The sequence below is a fragment of the Psychrobacter sp. 28M-43 genome (genome assembly GCF_014770435.1).
Lineage (GTDB): Bacteria > Pseudomonadota > Gammaproteobacteria > Pseudomonadales > Moraxellaceae > Psychrobacter.
Genome location: NZ_CP061739.1, coordinates 24,923 through 51,822 on the forward strand (window position 1 = coordinate 24,923; position 26,900 = coordinate 51,822).

Annotated in this window: 26 protein-coding genes; 10 read left to right on the top strand and 16 right to left on the bottom strand. The window is 43.0% G+C overall.

Features of this window, described 5'->3' with window-relative positions; translation table 11 throughout:
- Position 1 precedes the first annotated feature (1 nt).
- Positions 2–1,024, top strand: coding sequence for a murein tripeptide/oligopeptide ABC transporter ATP binding protein OppF (oppF, locus tag IEE84_RS00095; protein WP_191114464.1), 1,023 nt, complete (start codon positions 2–4; stop codon positions 1,022–1,024).
- Between the two features lie 110 nt (positions 1,025–1,134).
- Here the strand turns inward: oppF and IEE84_RS00100 are convergent, their stop codons facing one another.
- The 5 genes from IEE84_RS00100 to IEE84_RS00120 all read right to left on the bottom strand — a co-directional run bounded on the left by IEE84_RS00100 (position 1,135) and on the right by IEE84_RS00120 (position 4,761).
- Complete coding sequence (locus tag IEE84_RS00100; protein WP_102078218.1) at positions 1,135–1,389, bottom strand: DUF2798 domain-containing protein; 255 nt, start codon at positions 1,387–1,389, stop codon at positions 1,135–1,137.
- A gap of 288 nt (positions 1,390–1,677) precedes the next feature.
- Positions 1,678–2,055 (bottom strand): DsrE family protein, encoded by a 378-nt coding sequence (locus tag IEE84_RS00105; RefSeq protein ID WP_102078217.1) that lies wholly within the window; start codon positions 2,053–2,055, stop codon positions 1,678–1,680.
- A gap of 177 nt (positions 2,056–2,232) precedes the next feature.
- Entirely contained in the window at positions 2,233–2,784 is a 552-nt protein-coding gene (locus tag IEE84_RS00110; protein WP_191114465.1) for an acyl-CoA thioesterase, read from the bottom strand.
- Positions 2,785–2,843: 59 nt separating this feature from the next.
- Entirely contained in the window at positions 2,844–3,941 is a 1,098-nt protein-coding gene (locus IEE84_RS00115; protein ID WP_191114466.1) for a YheT family hydrolase, read from the bottom strand.
- A 220-nt stretch (positions 3,942–4,161) separates the two neighbouring features.
- Entirely contained in the window at positions 4,162–4,761 is a 600-nt protein-coding gene (locus IEE84_RS00120; RefSeq protein WP_191114467.1) for a YigZ family protein, read from the bottom strand.
- A 197-nt stretch (positions 4,762–4,958) separates the two neighbouring features.
- Here IEE84_RS00120 and IEE84_RS00125 point away from each other — a divergent pair, with 197 nt between their 5' ends.
- Positions 4,959–5,663: a pseudouridine synthase gene (locus IEE84_RS00125; RefSeq protein WP_102091327.1), complete on the top strand. Its 705-nt coding sequence runs from the start codon at positions 4,959–4,961 to the stop codon at positions 5,661–5,663.
- A 377-nt stretch (positions 5,664–6,040) separates the two neighbouring features.
- Entirely contained in the window at positions 6,041–7,105 is a 1,065-nt protein-coding gene (locus IEE84_RS00130; protein WP_191114468.1) for a disulfide isomerase DsbC N-terminal domain-containing protein, read from the top strand.
- A gap of 154 nt (positions 7,106–7,259) precedes the next feature.
- Here the strand turns inward: IEE84_RS00130 and IEE84_RS00135 are convergent, their stop codons facing one another.
- Positions 7,260–7,910 carry a DUF2939 domain-containing protein gene (locus IEE84_RS00135; RefSeq protein WP_191114469.1) on the bottom strand — a complete coding sequence of 217 codons (651 nt, stop codon included), beginning with the start codon at positions 7,908–7,910 and terminating at the stop codon, positions 7,260–7,262.
- A 43-nt stretch (positions 7,911–7,953) separates the two neighbouring features.
- Between IEE84_RS00135 and IEE84_RS13165 the strand changes: the two genes are divergently transcribed.
- The 4 genes from IEE84_RS13165 to IEE84_RS00150 all read left to right on the top strand — a co-directional run bounded on the left by IEE84_RS13165 (position 7,954) and on the right by IEE84_RS00150 (position 11,464).
- A complete protein-coding gene (locus IEE84_RS13165; protein WP_267442830.1) occupies positions 7,954–8,082 on the top strand; it encodes a hypothetical protein in 129 nt (42 codons plus the stop codon).
- A gap of 251 nt (positions 8,083–8,333) precedes the next feature.
- Entirely contained in the window at positions 8,334–9,470 is a 1,137-nt protein-coding gene (gene dnaJ, locus IEE84_RS00140) for a molecular chaperone DnaJ (protein WP_057757637.1), read from the top strand.
- 172 nt (positions 9,471–9,642) lie between these two features.
- Complete coding sequence (gene dapB / locus IEE84_RS00145) at positions 9,643–10,473, top strand: 4-hydroxy-tetrahydrodipicolinate reductase (RefSeq protein WP_191114470.1); 831 nt, start codon at positions 9,643–9,645, stop codon at positions 10,471–10,473.
- Between the two features lie 70 nt (positions 10,474–10,543).
- Positions 10,544–11,464, top strand: coding sequence for a hypothetical protein (locus IEE84_RS00150; protein WP_191114471.1), 921 nt, complete (start codon positions 10,544–10,546; stop codon positions 11,462–11,464).
- Positions 11,465–11,546: 82 nt separating this feature from the next.
- On the opposite strand, the gene IEE84_RS00155 is transcribed toward IEE84_RS00150, so the two are convergent.
- The 8 genes from IEE84_RS00155 to erpA all read right to left on the bottom strand — a co-directional run bounded on the left by IEE84_RS00155 (position 11,547) and on the right by erpA (position 20,100).
- Positions 11,547–12,722: a type III PLP-dependent enzyme gene (locus tag IEE84_RS00155; protein WP_191115316.1), complete on the bottom strand. Its 1,176-nt coding sequence runs from the start codon at positions 12,720–12,722 to the stop codon at positions 11,547–11,549.
- 146 nt (positions 12,723–12,868) lie between these two features.
- On the bottom strand, positions 12,869–13,423 hold the full coding sequence (gene def, locus IEE84_RS00160; protein ID WP_057757649.1) for a peptide deformylase: 555 nt from the start codon (positions 13,421–13,423) through the stop codon (positions 12,869–12,871).
- A 233-nt stretch (positions 13,424–13,656) separates the two neighbouring features.
- Positions 13,657–13,911: a GlsB/YeaQ/YmgE family stress response membrane protein gene (locus IEE84_RS00165; RefSeq protein WP_057757652.1), complete on the bottom strand. Its 255-nt coding sequence runs from the start codon at positions 13,909–13,911 to the stop codon at positions 13,657–13,659.
- 375 nt (positions 13,912–14,286) lie between these two features.
- Entirely contained in the window at positions 14,287–15,768 is a 1,482-nt protein-coding gene (gene mpl, locus IEE84_RS00170; RefSeq protein WP_191114472.1) for a UDP-N-acetylmuramate:L-alanyl-gamma-D-glutamyl-meso-diaminopimelate ligase, read from the bottom strand.
- A 261-nt stretch (positions 15,769–16,029) separates the two neighbouring features.
- Positions 16,030–16,668 carry a copper resistance protein NlpE N-terminal domain-containing protein gene (locus tag IEE84_RS00175; RefSeq protein ID WP_191114473.1) on the bottom strand — a complete coding sequence of 213 codons (639 nt, stop codon included), beginning with the start codon at positions 16,666–16,668 and terminating at the stop codon, positions 16,030–16,032.
- 443 nt (positions 16,669–17,111) lie between these two features.
- Positions 17,112–17,624, bottom strand: a complete 513-nt coding sequence (locus IEE84_RS00180) for a disulfide bond formation protein B (protein WP_191114474.1) — start codon at positions 17,622–17,624, stop codon at positions 17,112–17,114.
- Between the two features lie 167 nt (positions 17,625–17,791).
- A complete protein-coding gene (gene gshA / locus IEE84_RS00185) occupies positions 17,792–19,366 on the bottom strand; it encodes a glutamate--cysteine ligase (protein WP_191114475.1) in 1,575 nt (524 codons plus the stop codon).
- Positions 19,367–19,719: 353 nt separating this feature from the next.
- Positions 19,720–20,100 (bottom strand): iron-sulfur cluster insertion protein ErpA, encoded by a 381-nt coding sequence (erpA, locus tag IEE84_RS00190; RefSeq protein WP_057757666.1) that lies wholly within the window; start codon positions 20,098–20,100, stop codon positions 19,720–19,722.
- Between the two features lie 661 nt (positions 20,101–20,761).
- On the opposite strand from erpA, the gene IEE84_RS00195 reads away from it, so the two are divergent.
- The gene (locus tag IEE84_RS00195; RefSeq protein ID WP_191114476.1) at positions 20,762–22,786 is read left to right on the top strand and encodes an ATP-binding cassette domain-containing protein; all 2,025 of its coding nucleotides are present in this window, start codon (positions 20,762–20,764) and stop codon (positions 22,784–22,786) included.
- Positions 22,787–22,858: 72 nt separating this feature from the next.
- Here IEE84_RS00195 and IEE84_RS00200 read toward each other — a convergent pair whose 3' ends face one another.
- Positions 22,859–23,221 carry a septal ring lytic transglycosylase RlpA family protein gene (locus IEE84_RS00200; RefSeq protein ID WP_102078203.1) on the bottom strand — a complete coding sequence of 121 codons (363 nt, stop codon included), beginning with the start codon at positions 23,219–23,221 and terminating at the stop codon, positions 22,859–22,861.
- Positions 23,222–23,905: 684 nt separating this feature from the next.
- Between IEE84_RS00200 and IEE84_RS00205 the strand changes: the two genes are divergently transcribed.
- The gene (locus IEE84_RS00205) at positions 23,906–24,931 is read left to right on the top strand and encodes a DnaJ C-terminal domain-containing protein (RefSeq protein ID WP_191114477.1); all 1,026 of its coding nucleotides are present in this window, start codon (positions 23,906–23,908) and stop codon (positions 24,929–24,931) included.
- A gap of 100 nt (positions 24,932–25,031) precedes the next feature.
- Entirely contained in the window at positions 25,032–25,355 is a 324-nt protein-coding gene (locus IEE84_RS00210; protein WP_102083164.1) for a chaperone modulator CbpM, read from the top strand.
- Positions 25,356–25,436: 81 nt separating this feature from the next.
- Here the strand turns inward: IEE84_RS00210 and sstT are convergent, their stop codons facing one another.
- Positions 25,437–26,639 (bottom strand): serine/threonine transporter SstT, encoded by a 1,203-nt coding sequence (sstT, locus tag IEE84_RS00215; RefSeq protein WP_057757687.1) that lies wholly within the window; start codon positions 26,637–26,639, stop codon positions 25,437–25,439.
- Positions 26,640–26,900 lie beyond the last annotated feature (261 nt).

The window sequence follows — 26,900 nt, forward strand, 5'->3', positions numbered from 1 at the left end:
CATGACATTATCTAATATAGGCATAGTCAAAGAAAGCCAAGCTCCACTACTACAAGTGCAGGATGTGCATACGACGTTTAATATCAAACAAAAAGGGACGTACTTTTGGCACAAGCCTGACACCTTAAAGGCTGTCAATGGTGTCTCGTTTGAGCTATTCGCTGGCGAGACTTTGGGTGTGGTAGGTGAGTCGGGCTGCGGTAAATCGACGCTGGCAAGAACGATTATCGGCTTAGTGAGAGCCAATGCTGGCAGCATAAAGTTTGGTGATGAAGAGATAGTAGGCGCCTCTAAGAAAACCATGAGAATAAAGCGCAAAGATATTCAAATGATATTCCAAGATCCGCTAGCGTCGCTTAACCCACGCATGACGGTAGGCGATATCATCGCAGAACCACTGCGTACCTACTATCCAGAAATGAAAAAATCTGACGTACAAGATGAAGTACGTACAATGATGAAAAAGGTTGGGCTACTATCTAATCAGATTAACCGCTATCCGCATGAGTTTTCTGGTGGTCAGTGTCAGCGTATTGGAATTGCTCGCGCTCTAATACTAAAGCCTAAAATCATCATCTGTGATGAGCCGGTATCGGCTCTTGATGTCTCGATTCAAGCGCAAGTCATTAACTTGTTGCAAGACATACAGCAAGAGATGGGGTTGGCGCTTATCTTTATCGCCCATGATCTATCAGTGATTAAACATATCGCGGATAGAGTGCTTGTTATGTATTTAGGACATGCCGTCGAGCTAGGTATAAACGAAGCTGTATATGGAAATCCGACGCATCCCTATACACAAGCACTGATGTCAGCGGTGCCATTACCTGATCCTATTGCCGAACGTAATAAGGTCATTCAGTTATTAGAAGGCGACTTACCAAGTCCAATCAATCCACCGTCAGGCTGCGTATTCCGTACTCGCTGTCCAATAGCGGATAGCGAGTGTGCCCAAATCAAACCTGTGTTAGAAGGTACTTTGGACCATAGAGTGGCTTGTTTAAAGAATAAGGTTGAGCTTTAATTAACCTACATCCATGATGCTATCGGTATAAAGAACACTAGTATAGATAATTCATCAGCGTAGTCAGTGATGTCCACTATGTAGTAATTTTAGCTGCGGTAGGGCATATTTCAATAAAACTCTATTCTACTCAGTACGTGCTCTTGTACTAGATAGGCGCAGATGTACGCACTTGGCCACGCAAACATAAAGGCCAGTCCCCACGAATGCATCAACTCCATAAAAAATCCGTCGATAAAGCCTTGTTTGACTACCAACAGGGCTGTTGAGATAATCAGTGACATCATCATCGCCATCAGACCTGTAAAGATAAGGCGGTAATATTTGCGGCGCGTACGTATTCTGATAGTGGGGAAGTTGGCCATAGTATTCGGTTGTCCTACATAGTGTTAGCTACGCCCAGCCTATGATGCGGGCATACATTGTAAATATAATAGTCAGATAATGAGCAGTCACGATAGATAGGGTGTGTACTACCAGTGTTCATCATACTCTGTGATACCGAACGGGTAAAATCGTTATTATCAATGGTAGGGTTCACGTTATATTATTAATAAGTACTCTGCCAATCTAAACGAAAAAAGAAACACCAGAATATCTGATGTTTCTTTACTATCTCGTAGGATTATACAAATGAACCATTTATGAATATCTTAATTCAACTGCAAAGATCCCTTTGCATTCATCAATAGCTCAACCACATCATCACCACTAATTACTTCAAAGCGCTTGTCGATATCTGACTCTTCTACACCGTTGTGTTTCATACAAGCGCCGCAGACCAATACTTGGCCACCTTTTTCGATAAAGGCTTCTAGTAACTCACCAGCTGGCTCAAACGGATCGCCGATATCTACATTGTCTAGCGCGTTTGGTTTTGCCAGATGCACCGCATCCACCATTAATATCACAGTAGCAGAATGGCCTTTTTTCAGTGCCACGCCTGCCATGGTAAACGCTAAAGTAATTTTGCTTGGGTTTGATTCACTATTATCAAATAACGTGCCGACATAATCTGTTGTATTAGCCATATTATTCTCCTTATAAGACTATATTTGTTTTGTCTGAGTATGTACTCACTCCTATCCTAACATTTATTATATGTATTTATATAATGAGTTGTTATGAAATAGTAGCTATAAGGTTGCTTGCTTGTACTATCTGTTAAATAAGTTAAAAGTAATGGATTTCTAGCTTACAAAGTTAAGTTAGTCAGCTGTATCGATAGGCGGCCACGGACGATCAGCATCACTTTTGATCCATTCAGCCACATAACCCGTTGGCGGTAGATCCCAGTCAGATTGGCCAAGTGCAGCTAGTACTTGTGCCGTGTAGATCACTCTACCACCCTTGGTAACACCGGTACGCAGTAGACCAGATGAGCAGGGCTGTCCTTTGACCCACATAGATTGCTCAATATACAGCCAGCGCGCGTCGATACCGACGATTTTGGTTTTGAGCGTGACTTTTTGAAAGGCACGAATACGCTTACGGTATTGAATAGTGCTGCCAGCGATGACCAAGCCCCAGCGTTTTTTTAACAACTGCTTGCCAAGCCCAGTCCGTACCGCAAAGTCCATACGACCCAAATCATAAAGCGTAAATACGCGGCCGTTATTCATCTCCAAAAAATTATCTATATCGGATAAGCGGCAGCGAAACTGAATCTCACTGGTGTCCTTAAACGTCAGTGTGTCGCCCTTTTTTGCTTTTAGAGCAGCATGAGCGATGGTACTAGCATAACGGATAAATGGGTACATAAAACACTCTCAAAAGGTTATAAACGTTGGCGTTATTATTTTGTCATTGATGACAGTGATTATTTATTGTCAGAGACCACATCTTGAGAAGGTTCGCTAGTAGAAGCCACACCAATCCAATTAAAATAAGCGCTGACAGTTTCAGGTATCCAGTTGATATCGAATTTTGAAGTCTTGGACTTTTTATCATCGGTGACAGACGATTTGTTTTTGGCCTGACCATTGTCTGAGCGATAACGCAGATAGCCAATATGTCCGCCGTGGTCAGTATCTAAGATAGTGACACTCTCAGAGACATCATTTGGCGTAGCCGTGAAGCCGATGAAAGGATCATCTTTTGCACTGATTAATAGCAGGGGATGAGTGACATTGCGCAAATACGGCATGGCGGATGCAGTATGGTAATAGTCGTTTTTGGAGCGATATCCGTGACGCGGCGCAGTAAAGATATCATCGAAATCACTGATACGATTGGCAGCTTTGATAGAGTTGATTTCATCCTGCGTGAGATCGTTTGCCAATGCTTTTTTGATAATTGGGTTAAGCAGATAAGGCGTATAGATACGATGACTCAAGAAGCTGTGCATAGTAATGGCAGCTGAAGACATATCGACTGGCGCGGAGATGACAACAGCACCTTTACATAGGACTTTGTCCTCATATTCGCCCATGTATTTGGCCAGTGCATTGCCACCTAATGAGACACCAACCGCATAGATATTGGCATACTGCTCACGCAAGTTTTGTAGCGCATGATGTACCTCGTCCGTATCGCCGGCATTATAAAAAACTGTGCCACTAGCAGGAATACCACCGCAACTACGGAAATGTGCCACCACAAAGTGCCAGCCTTGCGCGTGCATTTGGTACGCTAGTGCGCGCGCATAATGACTGTCACTACTGCCTTCCATGCCGTGGAATAGCACAATCAATGGGGTTTGCTCAAGCTCGCCATCTTTTGATGCTTCTATAGGGTGCGCATCATAAAAGTCATAGGCAATATCACTCTCGTCCAATGAGTCTTTTTCGACCACGCGGCGGTAGGTGGGTGCCTTTGGCGCAAAAAACTTAGGCAAGATGCTTTGCAAGTGTGGATTGGTTAGCCAAAAGGGCGGCTTAAAAGGGGCTGGAGAAAAAGGTTTGGTTGAAGTTGACATATATTGGTCTTATTTAATGATCGTGGAAAAACAAATAGAGTAGTGTGATAAAGGTTTTTTTATCATAACGCCAGTACCCGTGAAAACCAATAATTTTCAGTGAACGCATGATTACTGAAAACAGCTACTGAAAACAGCTACTGAAAAATCTAACAAATAAGCATATTGAAAAGAGAGCTGTCCAAAATTTGCGACGAGAGTAGTTAAACAGAAAATTTTATTATTCTGGCTTATCCAATACTCGACCATCCATCGCAAGTCGCGCTTTTAAATTTTCGACATCTGCTTCAGCAAGTGTGGCGGTTAAGGTTACTTGCTTGCTATAGGCGACATCGTCGATATGACCGCCAAGGCTCTCTAACATATAGCGGCATTGCGCTTCAGTCGCAAACTCTGCCAGTATTTGAATCTGGGTCATCGGTACATAAGGGTTTAGTATCATTTCATCGACGGCCGCTTGGGCAGAGCCTGCATAAGCACGGGTCAGACCGCCAGCACCCAATTTGATACCACCGAAATAACGCACCACGATGACAATTACGTTGCCGATCGACTTATGCTGCAGCACATTTAATATCGGCCTTCCTGCCGTACCGCTGGGCTCGCCATCATCATCGAAACCAGCGCTAGTGGTATTATCTGGATCACCGATAATGTATGCCCAACAGAAATGCCGTGCATCGGCATATTGCTCGCGCAGTTGTTCCACGTGAAACATTGCTTGCTCGCGAGAGGTCACCGGATAGGCGTAAGCGATAAACTCAGATTTTTTAATTTCGAGTCGCGTGGTAACGGCACGTTTTAACGTTTGATAGCTCATATTTCATCAGGCTTAGGTTGGATATGTTAAACTGGTCTGACTTTCACTGGCTTTTGTATTGGGCACAGTGTTCATTTAATTTTTCATTATAGTACCATTTCTAACCATCGAAGATAACGAGCCGCTCACGGCTGAGTGCTGGCGTCGTTAGTTTCTGATTTAGGGCTGGTATAATAAAACCGATGGTAGTAAATAGTATGCGTTTAGATAAATTCATTAGTAAAGCCACCGAGCTGTCGCGCAAAGAGTCAAAAAAAATCATGCACGCCGGCGAAATCACCGTAAACGATCAAGTGGTTAAAGATCCTGGCCTACATGTCGATGTCGTCAATGATGATGTGATGTGGGCAGGCGAGCCGTTGTCGGTTGCTGCGGGCAATCGCTATATCTTGTTGTACAAGCCTGAAGGTTTTGAGTGCACGCTAAAAGTTAAAGAGTATCCAATTGTCACCGAACTGATTGCTGTACCAGAATTGGGTAGCCTGCGTATCGCTGGACGTCTCGATGTCGATACCACTGGCGCATTGCTCATGAGTGATGATGGCGGCTGGCTACATCGTGTCACCAGTCCTAAGCACGAGCATGCAAAGGTGTACGAGCTGACATTGGCAGATGCAATGGATAGTGATGCACAAGAGAAAGCCGTGAAGAAAGTGGCTGAAGGCATCTTGCTTGAAGGTGACTATGAGCCAACCAAGCCTGCTATTCTTGAGTTCATTGATGAAAAACATGCGCGTCTGACATTAGAGCAGGGCAAATACCATCAGGTCAAACGTATGATGGGCTACTTCGGTAATCGAGTCACGGAGCTGCACCGCGCCAGTATCGGTCACATCAATCTAGAAGGCCTAGAAAAAGGCGATAGCCGTTTCTTAACGCCAGAAGAAGTTGCCAAGTTTTAAGAAATAAGCACTAAAACTATTAAGCTTTGGCCTTAGTATTTGTCTTGAAACTATCGTTTTGAACCCATTAGCAGCCGCTACCCAGTGTGCTGCTTTTTGCGGTCTGCTATATTGTATTTATGTCTACTACCTACCTGTGTTGCCTATCTCTTAAAGCTAAGTAGCAGTTTTGCGACTTTAGCCATTTTGTGCTTTGCAAAACTATCCCATATGCTACAGTCTTTTTAATCTATATTTTTATGACAGACAACCCTTAAACCAACTCTAAAAATCTGACTAATCAGAAGATGTATTGCTACCTTTCAGTTAGTTGTAGATTTGGAATTGGTCTTAATATTGAAAACTGCCATTATTAAAAACCAGATAGGAATCTCTCTGTGACATTACCTGTGTTAAAGTCCGCTAGCCTAATCAGCGTCATACTATTAGCAACAACTGCGTGCGCTCAGCCAAGTTCAGCGGATGCTAATAGCAATAACGTAACGCAAAACACTCAAAATTCGCAAGCAGATCAAGCAGTGAGTGCGACTGTCGATAAACGATTGCGCCAAGTACTGACCCAAGCAGGTATCAAAACACAGATTACTTCTATTGTGCCGTCCAAACTGCCCAATATGTATCAAGTGAATCTGGCTGGGCAGTTGCCTTTGCATATCACTGAAGATGGTAGATATGTCATACAGGGTGAGCTACAGAAAAATCCAAGTAAGCAAGTTGTCACTAAAACACCATTACGTAGCACGAGTGCGCAGGTAGGCGAACCTGTCAATGCGAGTGTCAAGTCTGACATGCTAGCAAATATGGCTGCGCTTAAGAACATGAGCGCTAAAACGCCATTCTTTTATACCGCAGTACCGGGTGTTATCTGGGGAGCAACGCTAGAAGGCGTGCCGTTTTTACTATCAGATGATGCGCAGTACATTACCGATGGTGAAATATCAGTCATCGAAAATGGTCAATTTATCGGCCTCGATGAGAACTTTGAAAAACGTAAAAACCAGTCGGTGTTTGCGTCATTGGATAAAAACCAGCTGATTACTTATCCAGCAACCACTACTGAGAGAGCCGTTATCTATGTGGCGGATGATGTGAATTGCCCTTACTGCCGCCGACTGCATCAGCAAGTGCCCTCGCTTAATGCAAAAGGCGTGACGGTTAATGTCATCGGCTATCCGATATATGAGGCGTCACCGAAGCAGATGCGTGGTATCTGGTGCCAAGCGAATGAAGACAGTCGTCGTCAGGCATTTGACAAGGCAATGCTGACAGGTGAAATGACACCTGCATCAGCAAGTTGTACGGTTGACCATGTGACACCCAATCGTGAAAAAGCAGCTGGACTTGCGGTAATGGCGACGCCTGCCATCTATCGTGAAGATGGCGTGCTATATCAGGCGAGTTTTGAGAGTCCAGAATTTCTAGAATTCTTGGGTGTTGAATAATTGATTGGTATGGTTAAGTGTTTCAACAGTTCAAATACTTAAGATATTGGACTGCTAAACAAAGTAGAAAAACCGCCCTATGAATCAGTTCATAAGGCGGTTTTTTTTGGTTCTATTCAGAGGTTTTTGCGTCTCAAAAGCTGTCTTAAATAATTTATGGTAAGACGATATCAACGATTTTCCAATTGATAAGCCCTTCACGCTGCATCTCGATAGTGAGAGGATAGCCTTTTACCTGACCACTAATACTAAAGCAGTTAATACCGCAGTAGCTCAGCGTTGGCTTCTCGCTGTCATTGCCTTGGGCGACTTGCTGCTCAAGTTCGGCAGCTTGTTTTTTCATGACTTGCTGCATTTGGCTTTTGACCACGGCATCGACATCACCGCGCTGAATAATTAAGCTCTGAATTAGGTTTTTCAAGTCAACTTGATTGCTAGCGATGGCCCATGCTGCGGCTAGCTCTTTGGTTGCTGTATTGGCTTGACCTTGGGTATTAATCACTTTTTCGATATTCTGCGGGGTGATGGCCCCTTCAACTGCCTGCGCGATAAAACCATTCGCGGCTTGGGTCAACGGCTCACCACCCAATTCAGAAATTAATGGATACTTAGTCATTGTCGTCGCAAATTGGCTGGTTAGCTGGTTTTGGACGCTTGGTCGCACTTGCTCATAATCAATAGCCGCTGCGATAGTGGCACCATCTTTATCGTCATAAGCGTTTTTGAGCTGATAAGCACTGTAATAAGGCGAGCCTGCATACACTGCTACCGCAATGATGATTAATAGAATAACCAGCTTTTTCATAAGACTTGATACCTTGTCGCAATCGTCATCACTATGAGTATAAATGACCGTAGATGTGACGGTAAATATTAGCACGACTATGCACCGCTCAGGTACGAAAAGCTTTGCAGTAACCTTAATGAATCGTTTGGCTTTTGCCGCAGCGATGCCAACTGCTAATTTCATCATTTAAGAGCTTGATAAATCAGCAGACCATCTCCATAAATAGCGCAAACTTTTTATAATTGATTTGGCTAAGCAGCCTTCACCGTATTTGTTGGTTAAGTCTAAGCATTATGGTTCTATAGCTTGGTGAGTTATTATGTTTCATGTGAAACGTAATACATATCCACTAGCTAAGAACCACGAATAAGATTAAGACAATTATCAACTGAGCTGATGATTTGACGAACCGGTGTGGCTGTAAAGACGATAGGAGAGAGCATGAGTAAGCGCGATTTTTATGAAATATTAGGTGTCAGCAAGACCGCTGACAGCAAAGAAATTAAGCGAGCCTACCGTAAGCTTGCCATGAAATACCATCCAGATCGCAACTCTGATGATCCTGATTCGGAAGACAAATTCAAAGAAGCTTCAATGGCTTATGAAGTATTGAGCGACGAAGAGAAACGTTCAGCCTACGACCGTATGGGCCATGCAGCCTTTGAAAACGGCATGGGTGGCGGCGGCTTCGGCGGCGCAGGTGGCGGTAACTTCCAAGATATCTTTGGCGATATCTTTGGTAACTTCGGTGATATCTTCGGTCAGCAGCGTGGTGGCGGCGGTGGGCGTTCGCGTCGCGGCTCTGACTTGCGTTATGTGATTGAGCTGACATTAGAAGAAGCTGTACGTGGCTGCAAAAAAGAAATCAGTTTTACGGCTCCTGCGCCTTGTGATACCTGTGATGGTAAAGGGGCAAAAAATGCTTCTGATGTGGTTACCTGTCAGACGTGTCATGGCCAAGGTCAAGTACGTATGCAGCAAGGTTTCTTTGCGGTACAGCAAGCTTGTCCTCATTGTGGCGGTACTGGTAAGCAGATCAAAAACCCTTGTTCGGACTGTCATGGCAATGGCGTAAAAGACAAATCACGCACGTTAGAAGTCTCTATCCCTGCAGGCGTCGATGATGGTGATCGCGTTCGTCTAGCAGGCGAGGGCGAAGCAGGCGGCGCTGGCGTACAAAACGGCGATCTATATGTCGAAGTACGCGTCAAACAGCACAATGTCTTTACCCGTCAAGGTGCTGATCTATATATGGATGTACCCGTCAGCATTACTGATGCAGCATTGGGTAAAGAAGTTGAAATCCCAACCTTAGATGGCAAAGTAAAAATCAAAGTGGCAGAAGGTACGCAAAGCGGTAAGTTACTGCGTGTACGCGGCAAAGGCGTAACGCCAGTCCGTACTACCATGAAAGGTGATTTGATTTGCCGTGTGGTTATCGAAACGCCAGTGAATCTGACTCGTGAGCAAAAAGACTTGTTACGCCAATTCCAAGACACGTTGGATGACGATAGCAAGCATCAACAGTCGCCACATAAGAAGTCATTCTTCAAAAAAATCGGCGATTTATTCGATTAAGAAATAATCTAACTAAGTAGCTAGTATTAAACTAAGCCCAAAGGTTTCACATGAAACCTTTGGGCTTTTTATTGATAGTATAAAAAGCCCTTCGTGTGATGATATTTGCTAAACTTACGATAAATATGGTCAAAGATAATTTCACCAAATATAAAACGTCTAAGGTAAAAACATGAGCGAACAATCGAATAATAAATCTATCAACGTTGGGGTAATCGGTGCAGGCGGACGTATGGGTCGTATGCTTATCGAGGCAGTACAGAACAATCCACAAACTGCATTAAAAGCAGCGATTGAGCGTCAAGGCTCTAGCCTAGTTGGAGCAGATGCAGGCGAAGTTGCTGCTATCGGTCATTTAAATGTACAAATCGTTGATGACTTAGCTGCTGTGATTAACGATATCGATGTACTGATTGATTTTAGCTTGCCTGACGCCACTGAAAAAAACATGCAAGTTTGTGCTGAGCATAACGTCGCTATGGTCATCGGGACGACAGGATTCAATGAACAGCAAGAACAAGTACTGGCAAAAGCAAGTGAGAAAATCACCATCGTATATGCGGGTAACTATTCGACAGGCGTTAATTTGTCATTGAAGCTACTCGGAATGGCTGCCAAAGCGTTTGGTAATGATGCTGATGTAGAAATCATCGAAGCCCATCATAAGCACAAAATCGATGCGCCTTCTGGTACCGCATATATGATGGCTGAAGCCGTCGCAGAAGCGCGCGGACAGAACCTAAAAGACGTCGCTATCTATGGCCGCGAAGGACAAACTGGCGAGCGCGAATCTGGCACAATCGGTATCCACGCGGTACGTGGTGGCGAAATCGTAGGCGACCATACTGTGATGTTTATCGCAGATGGCGAAGTGGTCGAGATTACCCATCGTGCACGCGCGCGTATGACATTTGCCGCTGGTGCCGTACGTGCCGCAACTTGGGTTGTTGAGCAGGAAGTAGGTCAGTACAACATGCAAGACGTGCTTGGATTAAGTGACTAACGACTATTGATGATTGACTATAGCATTGTGTCTGATGGCTCGATGACCTAATAGCAGCAAGGGAGCGGGTATGAATAGTATCGAACGTTATGTTAGTCATAGACTGATTGGTGCTGTTTGTACCATCAACCTTGCAAGCCTATCAGCCTTTGCACTGAGTCTAGCGGTTCTACCAATTAGCGTACAAGCTAGTACTCCTCAAACCTATGTTATCCATACTTATGGTGGGGCTAGTTTGTTACCTGCAGTAAGGCAGCTATTAAGTAGTAGCGCAGACGGTGGCACGGTGACTACGTATCAAGATAAATTGGTACTGCGAACGACGGCACGCAATTATCAGGCGGTACAGCAATTGTTGTCTCAGATTGACCGTCAGCCACAGGCATTGACGGTCGCCGTACGTGTTGGCAATAGTAGTAGCGGGCAAGGTAATATTCAGCAGGGTCAGGTCATTATTACCAATCGCAGTATTCAAGGTGCAGGGGTTATTAGTCAGCGTAGCAGCCAGCAGCAGAGTAGTAATCTATATCAAGTACAAACATTATCTGGCAGTGCGGCGAGTATCAGCACAGGTACGCTTTATTCGCTAACTCAAACCTATAATGCTAATAACCATCCAACTTATCATCGTTCAGCTAACGATAATTTCAAACCACAGATTGTGATTCAGCAGAAAATACTACTGCCAACGACACAAGGGATTGCCGTCACACCAAGACTGCTGCCTAATGGACATGTGGAAGTACAACTCTCCCAAGTGGAAGAAAGATTAGTGCAGCCGAATTCACCTTATAATCAAATGAGTTCTACTAACAATTCTACTAACAGTGCTAGCAATGCTATTCGAAGTCAAAGATTGAGCAGTACGATTATCGTGCCACGTGGACAGTGGGTGACGATTGGACAAGTTTCACAAAACTCAACCAATAGTACTAGTAACAGTAGCCGTAATACTAATAATAGCCTGCCTATTTCTTTAAGAGTTGAATAGTTCACCAAGCAAACCATTAAGCACAAAAAAGCGCGACACGAGTATTAACCGTGCCGCGCTTTTTTATGAAACATTAGAAATACTAGTCAATATAAACCACTTCGAGCGGTGGGAAACCATTGAACTCTACCGATGAGTACGAATTGGTATAAGCACCAGTGGTGAGCCAATAGATTTTGTCACCAATCTCAAGCTCTTCTGGTAGCTGATAGCCGGCTTCTTCATACATAATATCAGTTGAATCACAGGTTGGGCCTGCCAGTACTACTGTACCTTCACTAGTAGACGTCTCCATCTTAGGCGTATAGACAGGATACTTGATAGCTTCACCTAGCGTTTCGATCAAGCCTTGGAATAGACCAACGTCGGTATATACCCAACGAGTCAAATCGGTATCAGACTTACGAGAGATCAGTACCACATCACTGACCAACACGCCTGAACCACCAACCAACGAACGACCCGGCTCCAAAATAATTTCTGGCATTTCGTCATCATTATAGTCATCAGTCAGATAGCTGGTAATCTCTTCTGCATAGACTTTGATAGGGTTAACTTCGCTGATGTAATTGGTCGGGAAGCCGCCGCCCAAATTGATCATTTGCAGCTTGATACCTTCTTCGTTCTTCATCCAGTCAAACATATATTTAACTTTGGATAATGCATCATCCCATGCAGCGACGTCTTTTTGCTGGCTACCGACGTGGAACGAGATACCATAAGGCACCAAGCCCAGCTCGCGTGCTTGAACCAGTAGGTCGATGGCCATATTAGGATGGCAACCAAACTTACGTGACAATGGCCATTCTGCTGTCTCTGAGCCTTGAACCAAGATACGAACAAATATTTTAGAACCTGGAGCGTGTTTGGCAATGTTCTTTAGATCTGCTTCTGAATCAGTTGCATATAGATCGATGCCTTTCTCAAAGGCATACTTAACATGCTCAGCTTTTTTGATGGTGTTGCCATATGAGATACGAGATGGCTCAACGCCGCAACCAAGCACGCGATCAAGCTCATAGATAGAGGCACAGTCAAAGTTAGAACCAAGGTTTGCTAGTAGATCGATTACTTCCACTGCAGGGCTAGCTTTCATTGCATAATGCAGTTTTGCGTTAGGAAACAGGCTTACCATCTCGTGGTATTTGGTTTCGATACGACTAAGGTCAACTACTAAGAAAGGCGTCTCGCGACCTTCAGCAGCCTTGGTAAATTTCTGCCAGCTGGCAGGTTCAAAATATTGGTCAATTTTGATCATTGTCATAGTAGTAAACCTTTTGTGGAAACTGTATCGGTTAGAAAAATTATCGCCAAACAGTGAATGCTAAATATTAACACCCACTGTAGACGTAACTATGTGAAGGATAAAGACGAAATAGAAAGATAAGAATAAAGAGTAGCGCTTTAAGAATTGACGGCTTGTGTCTGTTTTTCTGCTGATTGAGCTTCTTGCTTTTCGCGTATTTTAAGAACTTTACGGACTTTATCACGAGCACGAGTCTGTTTAAGACGAGACAAGTAATCAACGAAGATTACGCCATTTAGGTGATCCATTTCATGTTGGATACAAACAGCCAGCAGTCCTTCGACTACCTCGTCGATGACCTCACCGTTACCGTCTAACGCTTCGATACGGACTTTATTAGGACGTTCGACTTTGTCATAGACATCAGGTACGGATAAGCAGCCTTCTTCATACGGTTGCTTTTCTTCTACCAGTGGCGTGACTTTTGGATTGATAAAAACTCTAGGAGAGCTTTTGTCTTCAGACAAGTCCATAACGATAAGCTGAATATGATGATCCACTTGACTGGCTGCAAGCCCGATGCCTTGAGCATCATACATCGTCTCGATCATGTCTGCGATTAAGGTTTTGATTTCAGCAGTCACTTCCTTGACAGGCTTGGCGATAGTACGCAAGCGAGGATCTGGGTAACTTAAGATAGGGAGTAGTGCCATAACGCTCACCTCAATGATAAGGACAAAATAGGGTTGATATTATAAGATAAATGGGGACAAAAGTAATGCTTATCAATACTTTCGCAGTCATATGATGCTATATGCATATAGAAAGACTAAATTTCGATGATAAATGACATAAAAAAGCCCTGCTTAACGCAAGGCTTTGTTTATATAGTATTTTAATTAGCTAGTAATCATTTATGACCAAACTATGTACGGTTTATGACTAATTATGCACGGCGTTTATTTACGATCATTTCATACAAGAACAATAAGATAATTGCACCGATCACTGAGAATATAAGACCAGTAAAACCGCCATCAGCGTTGATACCGATTAGGCCAGCTAAGAAACCACCTAGCATTGCACCAACGATACCCAATACGATAGTCATAATCCAACCCATAGGGTCATTACCTGGTTTGATAGCACGTGCTAATAAACCTGCGACTAAACCTACAATAATCATCCAAATAAAGCTCATGTTATTCTCCTAATATTATTAATATTTATAATGTGTTACAAGTTTTGATAAATCTATTGTAAACACTCCTCGGACGCAAAAGTAAGCATAAAATGTTACTACTGTAGGGGCTATGTGAGGAAAAAGTCCGATTTGCTATCGAGTAAGGGCAATAAGTAAACGAAAGGTTACAAAGGTAGCAGTGGTGCTAACAGCGTTTATCAATGTGGTGCCTGTAGTGCTGAACTCATATAGTGAAGACATATAAATATTAGAAATAAAAAACGCAGCCATCTATTAGATGAACTGCGTTTTTATATAAGGGAATAAGAAGATCAATTTCTTTATAAGAGTTATTTCTTTATAAGAGCTGCTTCTTTATCTTAGCTAGAAGCATTAACCATTATGCAATGCGGTTAATAAACGCTGATGAATCCCTTCAAAACCGCCATTTGACATAACCACAATCGCATCACCTGCTTTTGCATGACTGCTGATATGCTCAATAATAGCGTCAATGCTTGATAACACTTGTTGGTTGCCGATAGAGTCGCTAGTAGCCTTAGCTTGTTCGATGACTTCTTTTAAGCCCCATTCCAAACCAGTAGGCTCGTACCATAATGTGTAGTCAGCAAGTGCCGCTGATTGAGCCAAACTGTCTTGATGAATACCCATTTTCATGGTGTTGCTACGCGGCTCAATAATGGCCCAAATACGTCTATCAGCTAGCTTCTTTTTGGCACCATCTAATGTGGTCGTAATAGCTGTTGGATGATGGGCAAAATCATCAAAGACTAAGATGTTATTGACGTCGCCAATCAGCTCCATCCGGCGCTTGATACCAGCGAAATCTGATAAAGCAGCACAAGCAGTCTCAACACTGACACCAACATCATAGGCAGCAGCTACAGCAACTAAAGCGTTATTGACGTTATGGATACCGCTCATTGACCAGTTTACGATAGCAGAGGCATCTTCATTAGCGGCAAAACTGACTTTGAACTGGCTACCGTCTTCTTGAATCAGCTCAGCCTGCCAATCGCTACTATCTTTCAGAGCACGCGCATTTTCGCTGGTATCAGCTAAAGTAGAGTCGATGACAGCAGTACGCCAAATAGGCGTCCAAACCCCTTTTTCTAGCGTATCTTCTAGACTAATGGTCGCGGCTGGCATAATGATTTTGCCAGTGCTTGGAATCATACGCACCATATGGTGAAACTGAGTTTGTATCGCATTAAGATCTGCAAAGATGTCTGCATGATCAAACTCAAGGTTATTCAAAATAGCAGTACGCGGACGATAGTGAACGAACTTTGAACGCTTATCAAAAAATGCAGAATCGTACTCATCTGCTTCAATCACAAAGTAGCCAGCTTTATCATAAGCGCTTTTATCAGCACCCAAATAGCTACTATGTGCAAACACTTGCTGTAAGTGCTCGTCAGTCGTATCAACTAATGGCACACCGCCAATCAAAAACCCTGCATCGATACCAGCATATTGTAATATCCACGCAAGCATAGTCGTGGTTGTGGTCTTACCATGTGTCCCTGCAACGGCGATTACGTGGCGTGACTGCAATACTTGCTCAGATAAGAACTGCGGACCTGAGGTATAGCGCAAGCCATTATCTAGCATGTACTCAATCACATCCATGCCGCGCTTCATCGCGTTCCCAACGACCACTAAGTCTGGCGTTGGTTGCAAGTGCTCTACCAGATAGCCTTCTTCGATAGTCACGCCAGCATTTTCGAGTTGAGTGGACATAGGAGGATAGACATTGGCATCTGAACCTGTGACCGTATGCCCAAGCGCACGTGCTAGCAATGCCAGTGAGCCCATAAAAGTACCACAAATACCAAGGATATGAATATGCATAGACGTTCCGTACGCGCTTGAATGAAAAGAATAGAAAGCGGATAAAATAAAGTGTGAGGTGCTTAGCTGTTAGCAGTAAAAATAACCACTTTGATAAACAATGACCAATACATCAGCTGGGCAAACAAGCAATCATTGTAAAGTAAACCCTGTTCGATGACCAATAAAAAACGCCTAACAAGTAGGCGCTATGTAGCTAATGTAATTTGGCTGTTTTAGTATGTAGAGATACGCCAGCTAACAGTCAGCATGAGGACGCTTTTATTTTCGTGATAACGTATAGTCATCCTCTAAATTATCGTGCTCATCGATCCGTATCAAATGATTGTCCTGGATATGGTAGGTCTCGATATTTTTCCCTTCATAGACAATGGTGATTTTATCATTGTCTTGTCGGTAGATACCCGATTCGAGTAGGGGTGTTTTTGGTTTTTCAGGATTATGATAATAACTTGCTTTTAGTACGGAACCATCGGCGAATAAGTTCAATGTGACATCAATACTGTCGCAATCTGTACAAGAGACCATGCCACCATAATCGCCCATCAATGTCGCTTGCAGCATACTGCTTTTCGCTTCTGTTCGCTCCATAGAGCTGTCTGCATAGGTATCTTTATTTGACTGAGCAGCAGCAATTAATGATTGCCCTTCCCCCATGTCGCTTGTCTCATCATCACTCGCTAGCTCAGCATTTCTAGCATTTTCATCTTGCAATGATTGTGAAGCCTCCTGCGATTCAGAACCAGTCGATGCGAACGTAGATACCATGTCTTTATCGGTATTGGACGAGGCACTATCACAGCCTACGAGTAGCACGCATAGTGACGCTACAAGTAACGAAGGACGCCACCGTTTTACGATAGCAAGCGTAGTAGAGCGAACGGGAGCAAAATATATCATGGTCATACCAAAAACAGTTTTTAACAAGTATTTTTCAAGCTCATCTATACTATCGACAACGTAAAGCCATTGTCAAAGATAAGGATAATAAGGCATGGGCGCGTAGTAATAATATAAATTAAGAACTTGATAGCATTATCTTATATTCAAAATACAGATAGCTTATGAGTAGAAAGCGACAAATATCTAATGCTTATCCGTTTATAAGGTAAGCTGACTAAAGATATCAAAGGCTTGAAAATATCTCTGTGGGCTTTTTGTTGTTGGCCTTATATCTAAAAGGCATGAGTTGGTAGTAGAAAGTCCTATAGGTATCGCTAATATGGATTGTAAGGTCGGGTTAATAGTAGACAAAAAAAACAGACATTGTATCGAAGATAGCAATGTCTATTTTAAAAGCAGAAGTAGGAAAGAAACCTAACGTCTTATTGAGTCATAAGATACTAATTAGCAGATTTTACGATACGCATTAATATCAACACATGTACGATCAGTAGCACACTAAATAGAATCAACGACTGCTCAGGGATACTCAATCCCATAAGCGTCCAATCAACAGAAGCACATTCGCCAGATCCTGCAAATACTTCTTTGAATACTTGTAGGATAGGGAGGGTATCAAGCCAATAGTTCAGTCCTGGTCCACAAGAAGGTACTTGGTCGGCAGGCAAATGTTGCAGCCATACATGGCGTGCTGCTACCGCAGTTGCCCAGCCGATACCTACTAGACTACCAAGCCATAGCAGTAGTCTTATCACTTTAGACTTAGGATTAAACAACGCCGATATCAGGGCAAATCCGCCCATGACGATTAGACCAACGCGCTGAAAAATACAGAGCGGGCAAGGTGAAAGCCCTAAATGACGCTGTAAATAAAACAGCGCAAAACTCATGCCTATCACGGCCATTATCACCAAAAATACTTGCAGGTTACGGTAAGTGGTTAGCTGTCGCATTGTGCGGTTACTCTTATGGGTTTATCTATAATAGATGTGGGGTAGCAATCAAGATTAAGCAGTCAAAATTTTACAGTCAGTACTTAGCAATTAGGCCTTAGCAATCAAAAACTAGTCATCAGAACTCAGCAATCAACAACTGGCAGTTAAAAGCTAGCAATCAAGGCTTAGCGATACTGCTTTAAAAATTCCATAAAGTCTTCTGTTTCAGACTGCTCAATCTCAGCTTGCTGCAAGATAGATTTTTCTGCTAATACTTCGTATTTAGCTTGAGTGTTTGGACTAAGTGTCTGCTGTAATAAAGATTCGCGATGCTGCTGAGCCAACGTAAAGCCAAGCTGCCATAAGCTGCCTAAGCGTTTACTGTCAGAATTTACTTGTGCAGAGATAGTCGACTCAGAGTGTCCTGCTTTGCCTTGCATCAATGCTACGGCTGCACGGTAATCGTTACCACCGTAGTGAGCATCAAGCAATGCAGCAAGCGGCTGCATACGCTCTAGATGCGTGAGCATCCAGCTTTCAAGTGACTGCTCTTGACCATTATTGATAATATGCAAGTCATCACGGCGACCTTCATTGACCACACGCTCAAGATTGATAGCGAGCGTGTCTTCTTCTTCAGGTAGCAAGTCTGGTGAATCACTGAACAGGCAATACAGCGCCATCACTTCCAAGAAGCAAGCACTAGAGAGACGAATACCTACGTCACTATATGGATCAAGGTCGATAGCGCGGAACTCAACATAGGCGATACCGCGACGCTCAAGCGCTTCGGTTGGTGTTTCACCGCTCATTGCGATTTGTTTAGGACGAATAGGGCTGTAGTACTCGTTTTCTATCTGCAGAATATGATTGTTGATTTGAATCGGGTTACCATCTTCGTCTTCTAAGCCAAGCTTAGCAAAGCTTTCGTGCGGTGTTTGGATAGCACGGCGTAGACCATCGACATACTCTGGCAGATAGTTGTAACGGATATCAAGCTGCTCTTGCACACTGTTAGTATAGCCAAGCTTACCCATACGCAGGCTAGTCGCAGCAGGTTTGTAATAAGTCGAATCATTGAGCAATTCTAAATCGTGCTCACGCCCTGCCAAGAAGCAAGGACATACGCTTGGACTGGCACCCAGTAAATATAAGACAAGGCTGGTTAGACGTTTGAAGTTACGAATCAGCCCTAAGTATTTCTCATTTTTGAACTCTGTCAATGTCTGGCTTTGTGCGGTCGGCGTTTTGGCTTGCCACGTCTCAAACAACGTATCACCAAAAGACAAGTTGTAATGCAGACCAGCAATCGTCTGCATGCGACGACCATAGCGGATACCAAGTCCACTACGATATAAAGTTTTTAGCTTACCCGTATTAGAGCTACCATAATCAGCTAGTGGGATATCTTCGTCTTTAGAAGACAACATGCAAGGCATCGATAATGGCCACATCAGCTCACCTTCAGGCATACCCTGATAGACCAATACGTGCAATTGGCGCAGCATATTGAGGGTCTCTTTTGGTGAGGACTTTGGTTCAGTGATGAGCTCAAGCAGGCTTTCTGAGTAATCGGTAGTAATAAAAGGGTGGGTAAGTTTTGACCCAAGTTTGGCTGGATGCGGGGTCTGTGCCAAGAAACCATCAGGCTTTACGCGTAGGCCCTCTTTTTCAATACCGCGAAGCATACCCGTTAAGTGTTGGCTATCAAACCAATTAGGGATTTCGAAATTAACAAAGCTACTCGCAAAATTACTCATAATAGTCATCTATTGTTATTTATTATGGCGGATCAAAACACGATAAGCGTTTGTCCATAAAATAGGTAAGTGTTAGGTCAATAATTCCGTCAGTTTAGCTCAAAGCTGTCTTGAAAACCACGGACAATTACAAATACGATAAGCTTTAGGCAACGCGATGTGTGAGGATTTTGACCCTGTTTTTAATACAAATTCATCTCGAATATAGCGTTATTCAGGCCAGACAGTTTGATAAAAAAAGCATCTACCTGAGAGATAGATGCTTTGTTCATTATGCCTACAAGCCATTTGACATGGTGTTCGCACACTATCGCATTATCTTAATAGTCATAGCGCGACCGCGTCTATTTGGCTTATATAGAGAATGACGAACCGCAGCCGCACGTGGTCGTGGCATTTGGATTGGTCACCACAAAACGTGCCCCTTCCAGTCCTTCGGTATAGTCAACGGTAGAGCCTTGCAAGTATTGATAGCTTAGCGAATCGACGACTAACGTCACATCACCATTATCAAAATTGGCATCGTCTTCGTTTAGATCATTGGCAAAGTTAAACCCATAAGAGAAACCAGAACAACCGCCACCCGTCACATAGACACGTAGCATAAGATCGCTATCGCCTTCTTCTTCGCGTAGACGGCGTACTTTTTGCGCCGCACTGTCGGTTAGGCTTAATACGGTTGGGTCTACTGGCTGGCTTGAGCTTGGACTAAATTGGTTGGCTGATTCGTTCATATCTACCTCAGTTGCTAGGATCAAATGCGGTCGTCGTCCTGTTTGGGTTTGCAATAGGATACTTGCAAATAAAGATACGCACGGCGTTTGATTTAATTGGGTGCTGTCATTATGGCAAAGCTATTGGTGCATTATAAGCTGTTTGTACAATTTCAAAATAGTATTTGTGCCATTACAATATTTTATTGGCTCTATTGATAGTGGGCACTTATCTTTTAGCAGTATATCATAATGGGGGTGCTGATTCGTTTGTCAAGAGTGATGCGACTACTGAATTTTACTAATGAATAGCAGTGCTCCATTTTTGATATTATGTTTTTTAAAATAACTGCGTCAATGGGCTAAACCAATAACCAGACTAAAAAATAATAGCGTGTGATTATATAAAACACTACTTAATAATATTAGGCAGTCTTAAAGCTTATTAGTCATATTACGGTATTTTACGGCTATAACCTTTATAATAGTAACAACCATGTATGAGCTCAAGAGTCGCTTGTGCAACTTAAGGTGTTTGGCGTAATAAATACTTAGTTTTGAAATAGTTATTTAATTGTTTGCCTATGGAGCAAGCGTTTGAAATAATAGCCGCCAGTTGGCATACCCTATGTGTGTTTCTTATTGCCCTATATCTATATTATTGTTGAGATGAAGAAATTATATGATCGAATTTAAAGACGTTGGTGTTCGCCGTGATGGTCGTGAATTGTTTGCAGGTGCAAGCTTTCAGCTCCATCCAGGTCACAAAGTTGGACTGACAGGCAACAACGGCACAGGCAAATCTACCTTATTTGCGCTATTACTGACGCAGATGGGTACAGGCGATACAGAGGTCACCCTTGATAAAGGTGAAGTCAGTATTCCTGATAGCTGGCATGTGGCGCACATGGCGCAGGAAGTTGGTGCTACGACGCAGTCTGCAATCGATTATGTATTGAGCGGTGATGAGCAGTGGTATGAAATTAATGCTGCGCTAAATGATTTGAGCAGTGTCAGTGATGAGCAAATTGGTGTGTTGCACCAGCAGTTCGATGAAATCGACGGATATCGTACGCCGACTAAAGCGGCACAAATTATGGCAGGTCTTGGTTTTAAAACTAGCCAGCATGAGCTGCCAGTAGAAGGGTTTTCTGGTGGTTGGCGTATGCGCTTAAACCTCGCCAAAACCTTGATGAGCCGTGCTGACTTGATGTTACTCGATGAGCCAACTAACCATTTGGACTTGGACGCTATCTTATGGCTTGAGACATGGATCAATGCCTATATGGGTCTGGTCATTGTCATTTCTCATGACCAAGCGTTTTTGGACGCGACAGTCGGTCATATCCTACATGTAGAGCAACAAAAAATCACTCTTTATACTGGTAACTATCAGCAGTTTATTCGTACCCGTCACGAGCGTATGGCGCAGCAGCAGCAAGCGTTTGAAAAGCAAGAAGCGACCAAGGCTCACTTGGATGACTTCATTCGTCGTTTCCGTGCTAAAGCCAGTAAAGCTAAGCAAGCACAGAGCCGTATTAAGCAGTTAGAGCGTATGGCAGAACTGTCACCAATGATGGCTGACAATCCTTTCTCGTTCCAGTTCTACGAGCCTGCAAACATGAGCTCACCGCTGATTGAGCTGACCAACGCAGATATTAGCTATAGTGAGACACCGCTTCTACACAATGCCAATGTACAGGTAACCCCTGACACCCGTCTTGGCTTATTGGGTATGAACGGCGCTGGTAAATCAACGCTGATTAAAGCATTAGTCGGTGAGCTTGGCGTACTAACAGGAAAGTATCGTGTTTCGGATACCTTAAAGCTTGGCTATTTCAATCAGCATCAAATGGATATCCTAGATGCCAAAGCAACGCCTATAGAAATGCTACGTCGCCTGGCAGGTAAAACCTCTGATGCGATGCTGCGCTCGTTCTTGGGTAGCTTTGACTTCCGCGGTGAGCGTATTGATACACCAAGTGAGCTATTCTCAGGTGGCGAGCGCGCGCGTTTGACTTTGGCATTGATTGTTTGGCAGCGTCCAAACGTCCTTGTACTCGATGAGCCAACCAACCATTTAGACTTGCAAATGCGTCAAGCATTGACTATCGCCTTACAAGGCTTTAAAGGTGCAGTGGTATTGGTCTCGCATGATCGAGAGTTGATTGCCAATGTCTGTGATGAGCTGTATCTGGTACATGATGGCATCATTGAAGAGTTCGATGGCGACATTGGTGACTATGGTAAATGGCTAGCAGAGAAGCGCAAGCAAGAGAACGCATCAGATAAAAATACTGGTAAGAAAAAAAGCAAAAAAGAGAGCAAGAAGTTTGTTTCACGTGAAACAGATAATAGCCAAGCAAGTAATAAAGCATCTGATAACTCATCAAACAGTAAAGCTGCGGCGCCTGCACTTATTAGTAAAGAAGAGCAGCGTAAGCTAGCGGCTGAACAGCGTAAAATGACAGCACCTATCCGCCGCGAGATAGAGGAAACAGAAAAGACATTGGCTAAGATTGATAAGCAGCTTGTGACGCTGGAAGAAAAACTGGCCGATACAGATCTGTATGAAGAGAGCCGTAAGTCTGACTTGCTTGTATTGCTCAATGAGCAAACGGCGCTACAGCATCAGCATAGTGATAATGAAGAGAAGTTACTACTATCAATGACGACTTTAGAAGAGATGGAAGCTAAGTTCGCATAAAGCATTCTAGATAGTTAGTTATATAAACAGACATAAAAAAGGGATGGCATCAGCCATCCCTTTTTTATTACATTATTCCTTACGATATTTGCCATCACCGTACGACAGTATTTCCATCGTGGTCGTACAAAGCTGACAGTTTATTTCACCAGCAGCGGCTTTTGATAAATCAAGGATACGACCTCTAATAAAAGGTCCTCTGTCCGTGATTTTTACAACGACGCTCTGCTTTGTCTTTTGATTGGTTACTTGTACCTTCGTGCCGAACGGTAACGTGCGATGTGCAGCGGTTAAAGAGTTCATGTTGAAGATACTACCACTCGCTGTGCGCTTACCATGAAACTTACTACCGTAATAACTGGTATTGGCAGCGAAAACTGTGGTGCTAATTAGTAGCGATAAAGTGACAACCAAAGACTTGATTAAATAAGACATTTAATACCTTCAAGCAATTAATAAAATAGACAGATGCTCTTGCCTACGTTATCTATACTCCCTATGAGTATGAATAATAAGGGATTCTACAAGAGCTAGCTTGTCATATTATTACTGTCGTGTAAAAAACTCATGAGGTCAAATAGCTGTTTTTTAAGGAAAAATAGATATTTTCTAGCAAAAATAATGATGATGTAGGTACTAAAATTAGACTTATAAAGAGTTATTCTCATAAAGAAGCCGACAAAATACTGGAAAGCCAAGAACGTAATATAAATAGGTAATATATAAAGACCAAATCTATCGATATAGCATAATTAACGTTATGAAACGCTATTTAGAAATAGATAATATAATGTAAAAAAACCTTGCTATATTCTTACTATTTTGTAAATAGAGAAGGTCTGGCATTATTACAGTTCTAATATAGAGCTGATAATACTAAATTTTTAAAAAATCTAGCTTAAGGTAAAGATGTTCGCTTACCTGCATTAGAGAATATTGTAGATATCGCTTGGCATCACTACTGGTAATATTTATATAACGGTGTTTGTTGTAATTATTGCTATGATGATAAGTAGGCTACAAAAATTGCTATAGCAGAATCTAGTAGCCATTTATACCGTATCGTTTGAAATTGGCAGACTGATACCACTAATATGTTTTTATTTTGGGGAAAATAACATGGCAGAGAAAAACTACTATGACATTTTAGGGGTCAAAAAAGACGCCTCAGACGCTGATATCAAAAAAAAATACCGTAAGCTTGTTCGTCAGTATCATCCCGATGTCAGTGATCATCCAGACGCTGATAATAAGATTGCAGAAATAAACAACGCTTACGAAACGATCAGAGATAAAGAAAAGCGTGCTGAATATGACGCTATGCTCAATAATCCGTTTGCTGGTCAAAGTAGATCAAGTGGGTTTGGTGGCAATGGGCAAGCTGGGACGGGTCAAGGTGGTTTTCGCTGGGAAGATATCAAAGATCAGTTTGGTGACGGTGAGGCCTTTGGTGATGGTGGTTTTCGCTTCGATGACATTTTTTCAGCATTTGGTCGCGGCGCACGTGGGTCAACTGGTGGACAAACGGGCAGTCGCTCTCAAAGCAGCGGCTTCGATCAATTTGGTGGCGGCTTTGGGACGCAAGATAGCAAAGGTCAGGATCAGCATGCCGAGATTACCGTTGATTTATCTTCAGTCTATAGTGGCGACGACTACAGCATTAAGTTAAACGTCCCTGTTCGTCAGCCCAATGGCAATGTCGACTACGACAATAAAACTCTTAAGATCAAAATTCCTAAAGGTATCACTGATGGTAAGCAAATTCGTTTAGCAGGGCAAGGTGCTGCTGGTAGCAGTAATGGCAAAAATGGTGATTTGTTTTTGAAGGTTAAAATTCGTCATGATGCCAATATTCGCATAGAAGGCACAGACGTTTATCAAACTGTGAATATTGCACCGTGGGAAGCGGCATTGGGTGAAAAAATCAATGTCAGTACGCCAGCGGGTACGCTTGGTGTGACTATTCCTAAGAATAGCAAGTCCGGTAGCAATTTACGTCTTAAAGGCAAGGGTATCCCTGCCAAGCAAGCAGGTGACCTGTATCTAACTTTAAATATCGTCAATCCTGATGTCAGTAACGATGCGTCGATACAGGCTTATGAGCAGCTAAAACAAGCCTTTGCTGATACCAGTATTAGTCGTTAGACGAGATTATGAATAACCGTTACTTATTGCTGAAGTAACAAACGAATAGCAGAGATGAATACGATACCGATGAAATAAAGAGAAAACGAGGATAATAGCTATGAACCACTCGACTGAATTTACAGACATCATCATGAGCTTAGATGAACTGGTCTCTGCCTGTGGCCAAGAGCGCCAATGGGTCATCGAATTAATCGAAGAAAATATCATTGAGTATGATGTACCAGAGCATGAAAAATTTACTGGTTATCAGCTGACGACAGTGCGCCGTGCATCGCGATTGAGTCGTGATTTTGAAGCCAGCGTACCAGCAATTGGTTTGATACTTGAGCTGTTAGATGAGGTTGAGCAACTGCGCCAACTTAAACGTCAGATAGAGCAGCAAACACCAGTCATCGAAGTCGACATAGACAACCTAAAGTAATCAAATAATCAAAATAACATGTAAAAAAAGGGCCCTTTAAAGGCCCTTTTTTTATATCTATAGAAAACACTTCAGCAAAAATTAACGTGAGTACGTTGGATCAGCTGCTGCTGTAAATAATACATCAGTTGAAGAGTTCAAGGCAGTCTCAGCTGAATCCTGAATCACACCGATGATAAAGCCAATCGCAACCACTTGCATCGCGATATCATTTGGAATGCTAAATAAGCTAGCAGCGAGCGGAATCAATAGTAATGAACCACCGGCAACACCAGAAGCACCGCAAGCACTAATCGTAGCAACCAGACTGAGTAGCAGCGCTGATGCAAACGTCACTTCAATACCCAACGTATGAGCAGCAGCAAGCGTTAAGACGTTAATCGTAATTGCAGCACCAGCCATATTGATCGTGGCACCTAGTGGAATGGTCACTGAATAAGTATCTTCATGCAATCCAAGTTTACGGGCAAGGTTCATATTGACTGGAATATTGGCCGCTGAACTGCGTGTAAAGAAGGCAGTAATTCCTGATTCGCGCAGACATCTGAACACGAGTGGATAAGGATTTTTACCTGTTTTAATAAGGACGATAAGCGGATTGGCGACCAACGCAATGAATAACATACAGCTGATTAATACCATTAAAATACGTGCATAGCCTGCCAAAGAAGCAAAGCCTGTTTCAGCAACCGTGCTAGCGACTAGGCCCAAGATACCAAATGGGGCTAAAGCAATAATCCATTTAACCACTTGTGAGATGGCATCAGCAAAATCGCCAACGACATTGCGAGCAGTATCACTGGCTTGACGCAATGCAAAACCGATAATAATTGCCCATGCTAAGATACCAATATAGTTGGCTTCAGCGATTGCATTGATCGGGTTGGCGACCAAGTTCATGAGCAAGTTCGTCAAGACTTCTTTTAAGTCGGCAGGTGGTACTTGCGCGATATCGGCGTTGATCAAGACCAGCTCAGTCGGGAATAAAAAGCTGGCACCGACTGCCGTTAGTGCTGCCAAAAAAGTGCCGAACATGTACATGATAAGCACTGGCTTTACGTAGACTTCATTGCCACTGCGATGTTGACTAATGGCTGCCATAACCAGAATAAATACTAGGATGGGAGCGACTGCTTTTAGTGCGCCGACAAAGAGTGTACCAAGCAACCCTATGGCGGTGCCGATACTTGGCGCTAGCCAACCAATCAATACCCCTAACACCAAACCAATAATAATAAGCGGCACCAGCCCTATACGCTGATACATCGCAATTAATGAACGCATCTGTACACCCTCAAGTCCGTTAAAAGTAAGTGAATTGTCACAACAGAAAATTTATCGAAGGATGGTAGCATTTTTTGACATATTCGCATACCGCTCATAGCAGCAGCTGCTATGCGCAAATGGAGAGTTAGCAGAGTTATATAATTAGTATAAAAAAGAATGCAGCACTTATAGGCAAGACTTGCTACTCAGCATACATCATCAATGAGAGAGTAAAAGCAGCGATATGGGTAGTAATATATAGGTTAGAAAGAGATTTGG

What these genes read in the sequence shown, in the direction of transcription:
- IEE84_RS00180 (WP_191114474.1), bottom strand. Translation starts at nt 17,624, where the DNA reads ATGCGACAGCTAACCACTTACCGTAACCTGCAAGTATTTTTGGTGATA.
- erpA (WP_057757666.1), bottom strand. Translation starts at nt 20,100, where the DNA reads ATGAACGAATCAGCCAACCAATTTAGTCCAAGCTCAAGCCAGCCAGTA.
- IEE84_RS00200 (WP_102078203.1), bottom strand. Translation starts at nt 23,221, where the DNA reads ATGTCTTATTTAATCAAGTCTTTGGTTGTCACTTTATCGCTACTAATT.
- IEE84_RS13165 (WP_267442830.1), top strand. Translation starts at nt 7,954, where the DNA reads ATGACCGTAGATGTGACGGTAAATATTAGCACGACTATGCACCGCTCA.
- IEE84_RS00155 (WP_191115316.1), bottom strand. Translation starts at nt 12,722, where the DNA reads ATGATCAAAATTGACCAATATTTTGAACCTGCCAGCTGGCAGAAATTT.
- mpl (WP_191114472.1), bottom strand. Translation starts at nt 15,768, where the DNA reads ATGCATATTCATATCCTTGGTATTTGTGGTACTTTTATGGGCTCACTG.
- gshA (WP_191114475.1), bottom strand. Translation starts at nt 19,366, where the DNA reads ATGAGTAATTTTGCGAGTAGCTTTGTTAATTTCGAAATCCCTAATTGG.
- IEE84_RS00120 (WP_191114467.1), bottom strand. Translation starts at nt 4,761, where the DNA reads ATGAGCTATCAAACGTTAAAACGTGCCGTTACCACGCGACTCGAAATT.
- sstT (WP_057757687.1), bottom strand. Translation starts at nt 26,639, where the DNA reads ATGCGTTCATTAATTGCGATGTATCAGCGTATAGGGCTGGTGCCGCTT.
- IEE84_RS00165 (WP_057757652.1), bottom strand. Translation starts at nt 13,911, where the DNA reads ATGAGCTTTATTTGGATGATTATTGTAGGTTTAGTCGCAGGTTTATTA.
- IEE84_RS00125 (WP_102091327.1), top strand. Translation starts at nt 4,959, where the DNA reads ATGCGTTTAGATAAATTCATTAGTAAAGCCACCGAGCTGTCGCGCAAA.
- IEE84_RS00210 (WP_102083164.1), top strand. Translation starts at nt 25,032, where the DNA reads ATGAACCACTCGACTGAATTTACAGACATCATCATGAGCTTAGATGAA.
- IEE84_RS00135 (WP_191114469.1), bottom strand. Translation starts at nt 7,910, where the DNA reads ATGAAAAAGCTGGTTATTCTATTAATCATCATTGCGGTAGCAGTGTAT.
- IEE84_RS00195 (WP_191114476.1), top strand. Translation starts at nt 20,762, where the DNA reads ATGATCGAATTTAAAGACGTTGGTGTTCGCCGTGATGGTCGTGAATTG.
- oppF (WP_191114464.1), top strand. Translation starts at nt 2, where the DNA reads ATGACATTATCTAATATAGGCATAGTCAAAGAAAGCCAAGCTCCACTA.
- def (WP_057757649.1), bottom strand. Translation starts at nt 13,423, where the DNA reads ATGGCACTACTCCCTATCTTAAGTTACCCAGATCCTCGCTTGCGTACT.
- IEE84_RS00175 (WP_191114473.1), bottom strand. Translation starts at nt 16,668, where the DNA reads ATGATATATTTTGCTCCCGTTCGCTCTACTACGCTTGCTATCGTAAAA.
- IEE84_RS00150 (WP_191114471.1), top strand. Translation starts at nt 10,544, where the DNA reads ATGAATAGTATCGAACGTTATGTTAGTCATAGACTGATTGGTGCTGTT.
- dnaJ (WP_057757637.1), top strand. Translation starts at nt 8,334, where the DNA reads ATGAGTAAGCGCGATTTTTATGAAATATTAGGTGTCAGCAAGACCGCT.
- dapB (WP_191114470.1), top strand. Translation starts at nt 9,643, where the DNA reads ATGAGCGAACAATCGAATAATAAATCTATCAACGTTGGGGTAATCGGT.
- IEE84_RS00115 (WP_191114466.1), bottom strand. Translation starts at nt 3,941, where the DNA reads ATGTCAACTTCAACCAAACCTTTTTCTCCAGCCCCTTTTAAGCCGCCC.
- IEE84_RS00110 (WP_191114465.1), bottom strand. Translation starts at nt 2,784, where the DNA reads ATGTACCCATTTATCCGTTATGCTAGTACCATCGCTCATGCTGCTCTA.
- IEE84_RS00105 (WP_102078217.1), bottom strand. Translation starts at nt 2,055, where the DNA reads ATGGCTAATACAACAGATTATGTCGGCACGTTATTTGATAATAGTGAA.
- IEE84_RS00100 (WP_102078218.1), bottom strand. Translation starts at nt 1,389, where the DNA reads ATGGCCAACTTCCCCACTATCAGAATACGTACGCGCCGCAAATATTAC.
- IEE84_RS00205 (WP_191114477.1), top strand. Translation starts at nt 23,906, where the DNA reads ATGGCAGAGAAAAACTACTATGACATTTTAGGGGTCAAAAAAGACGCC.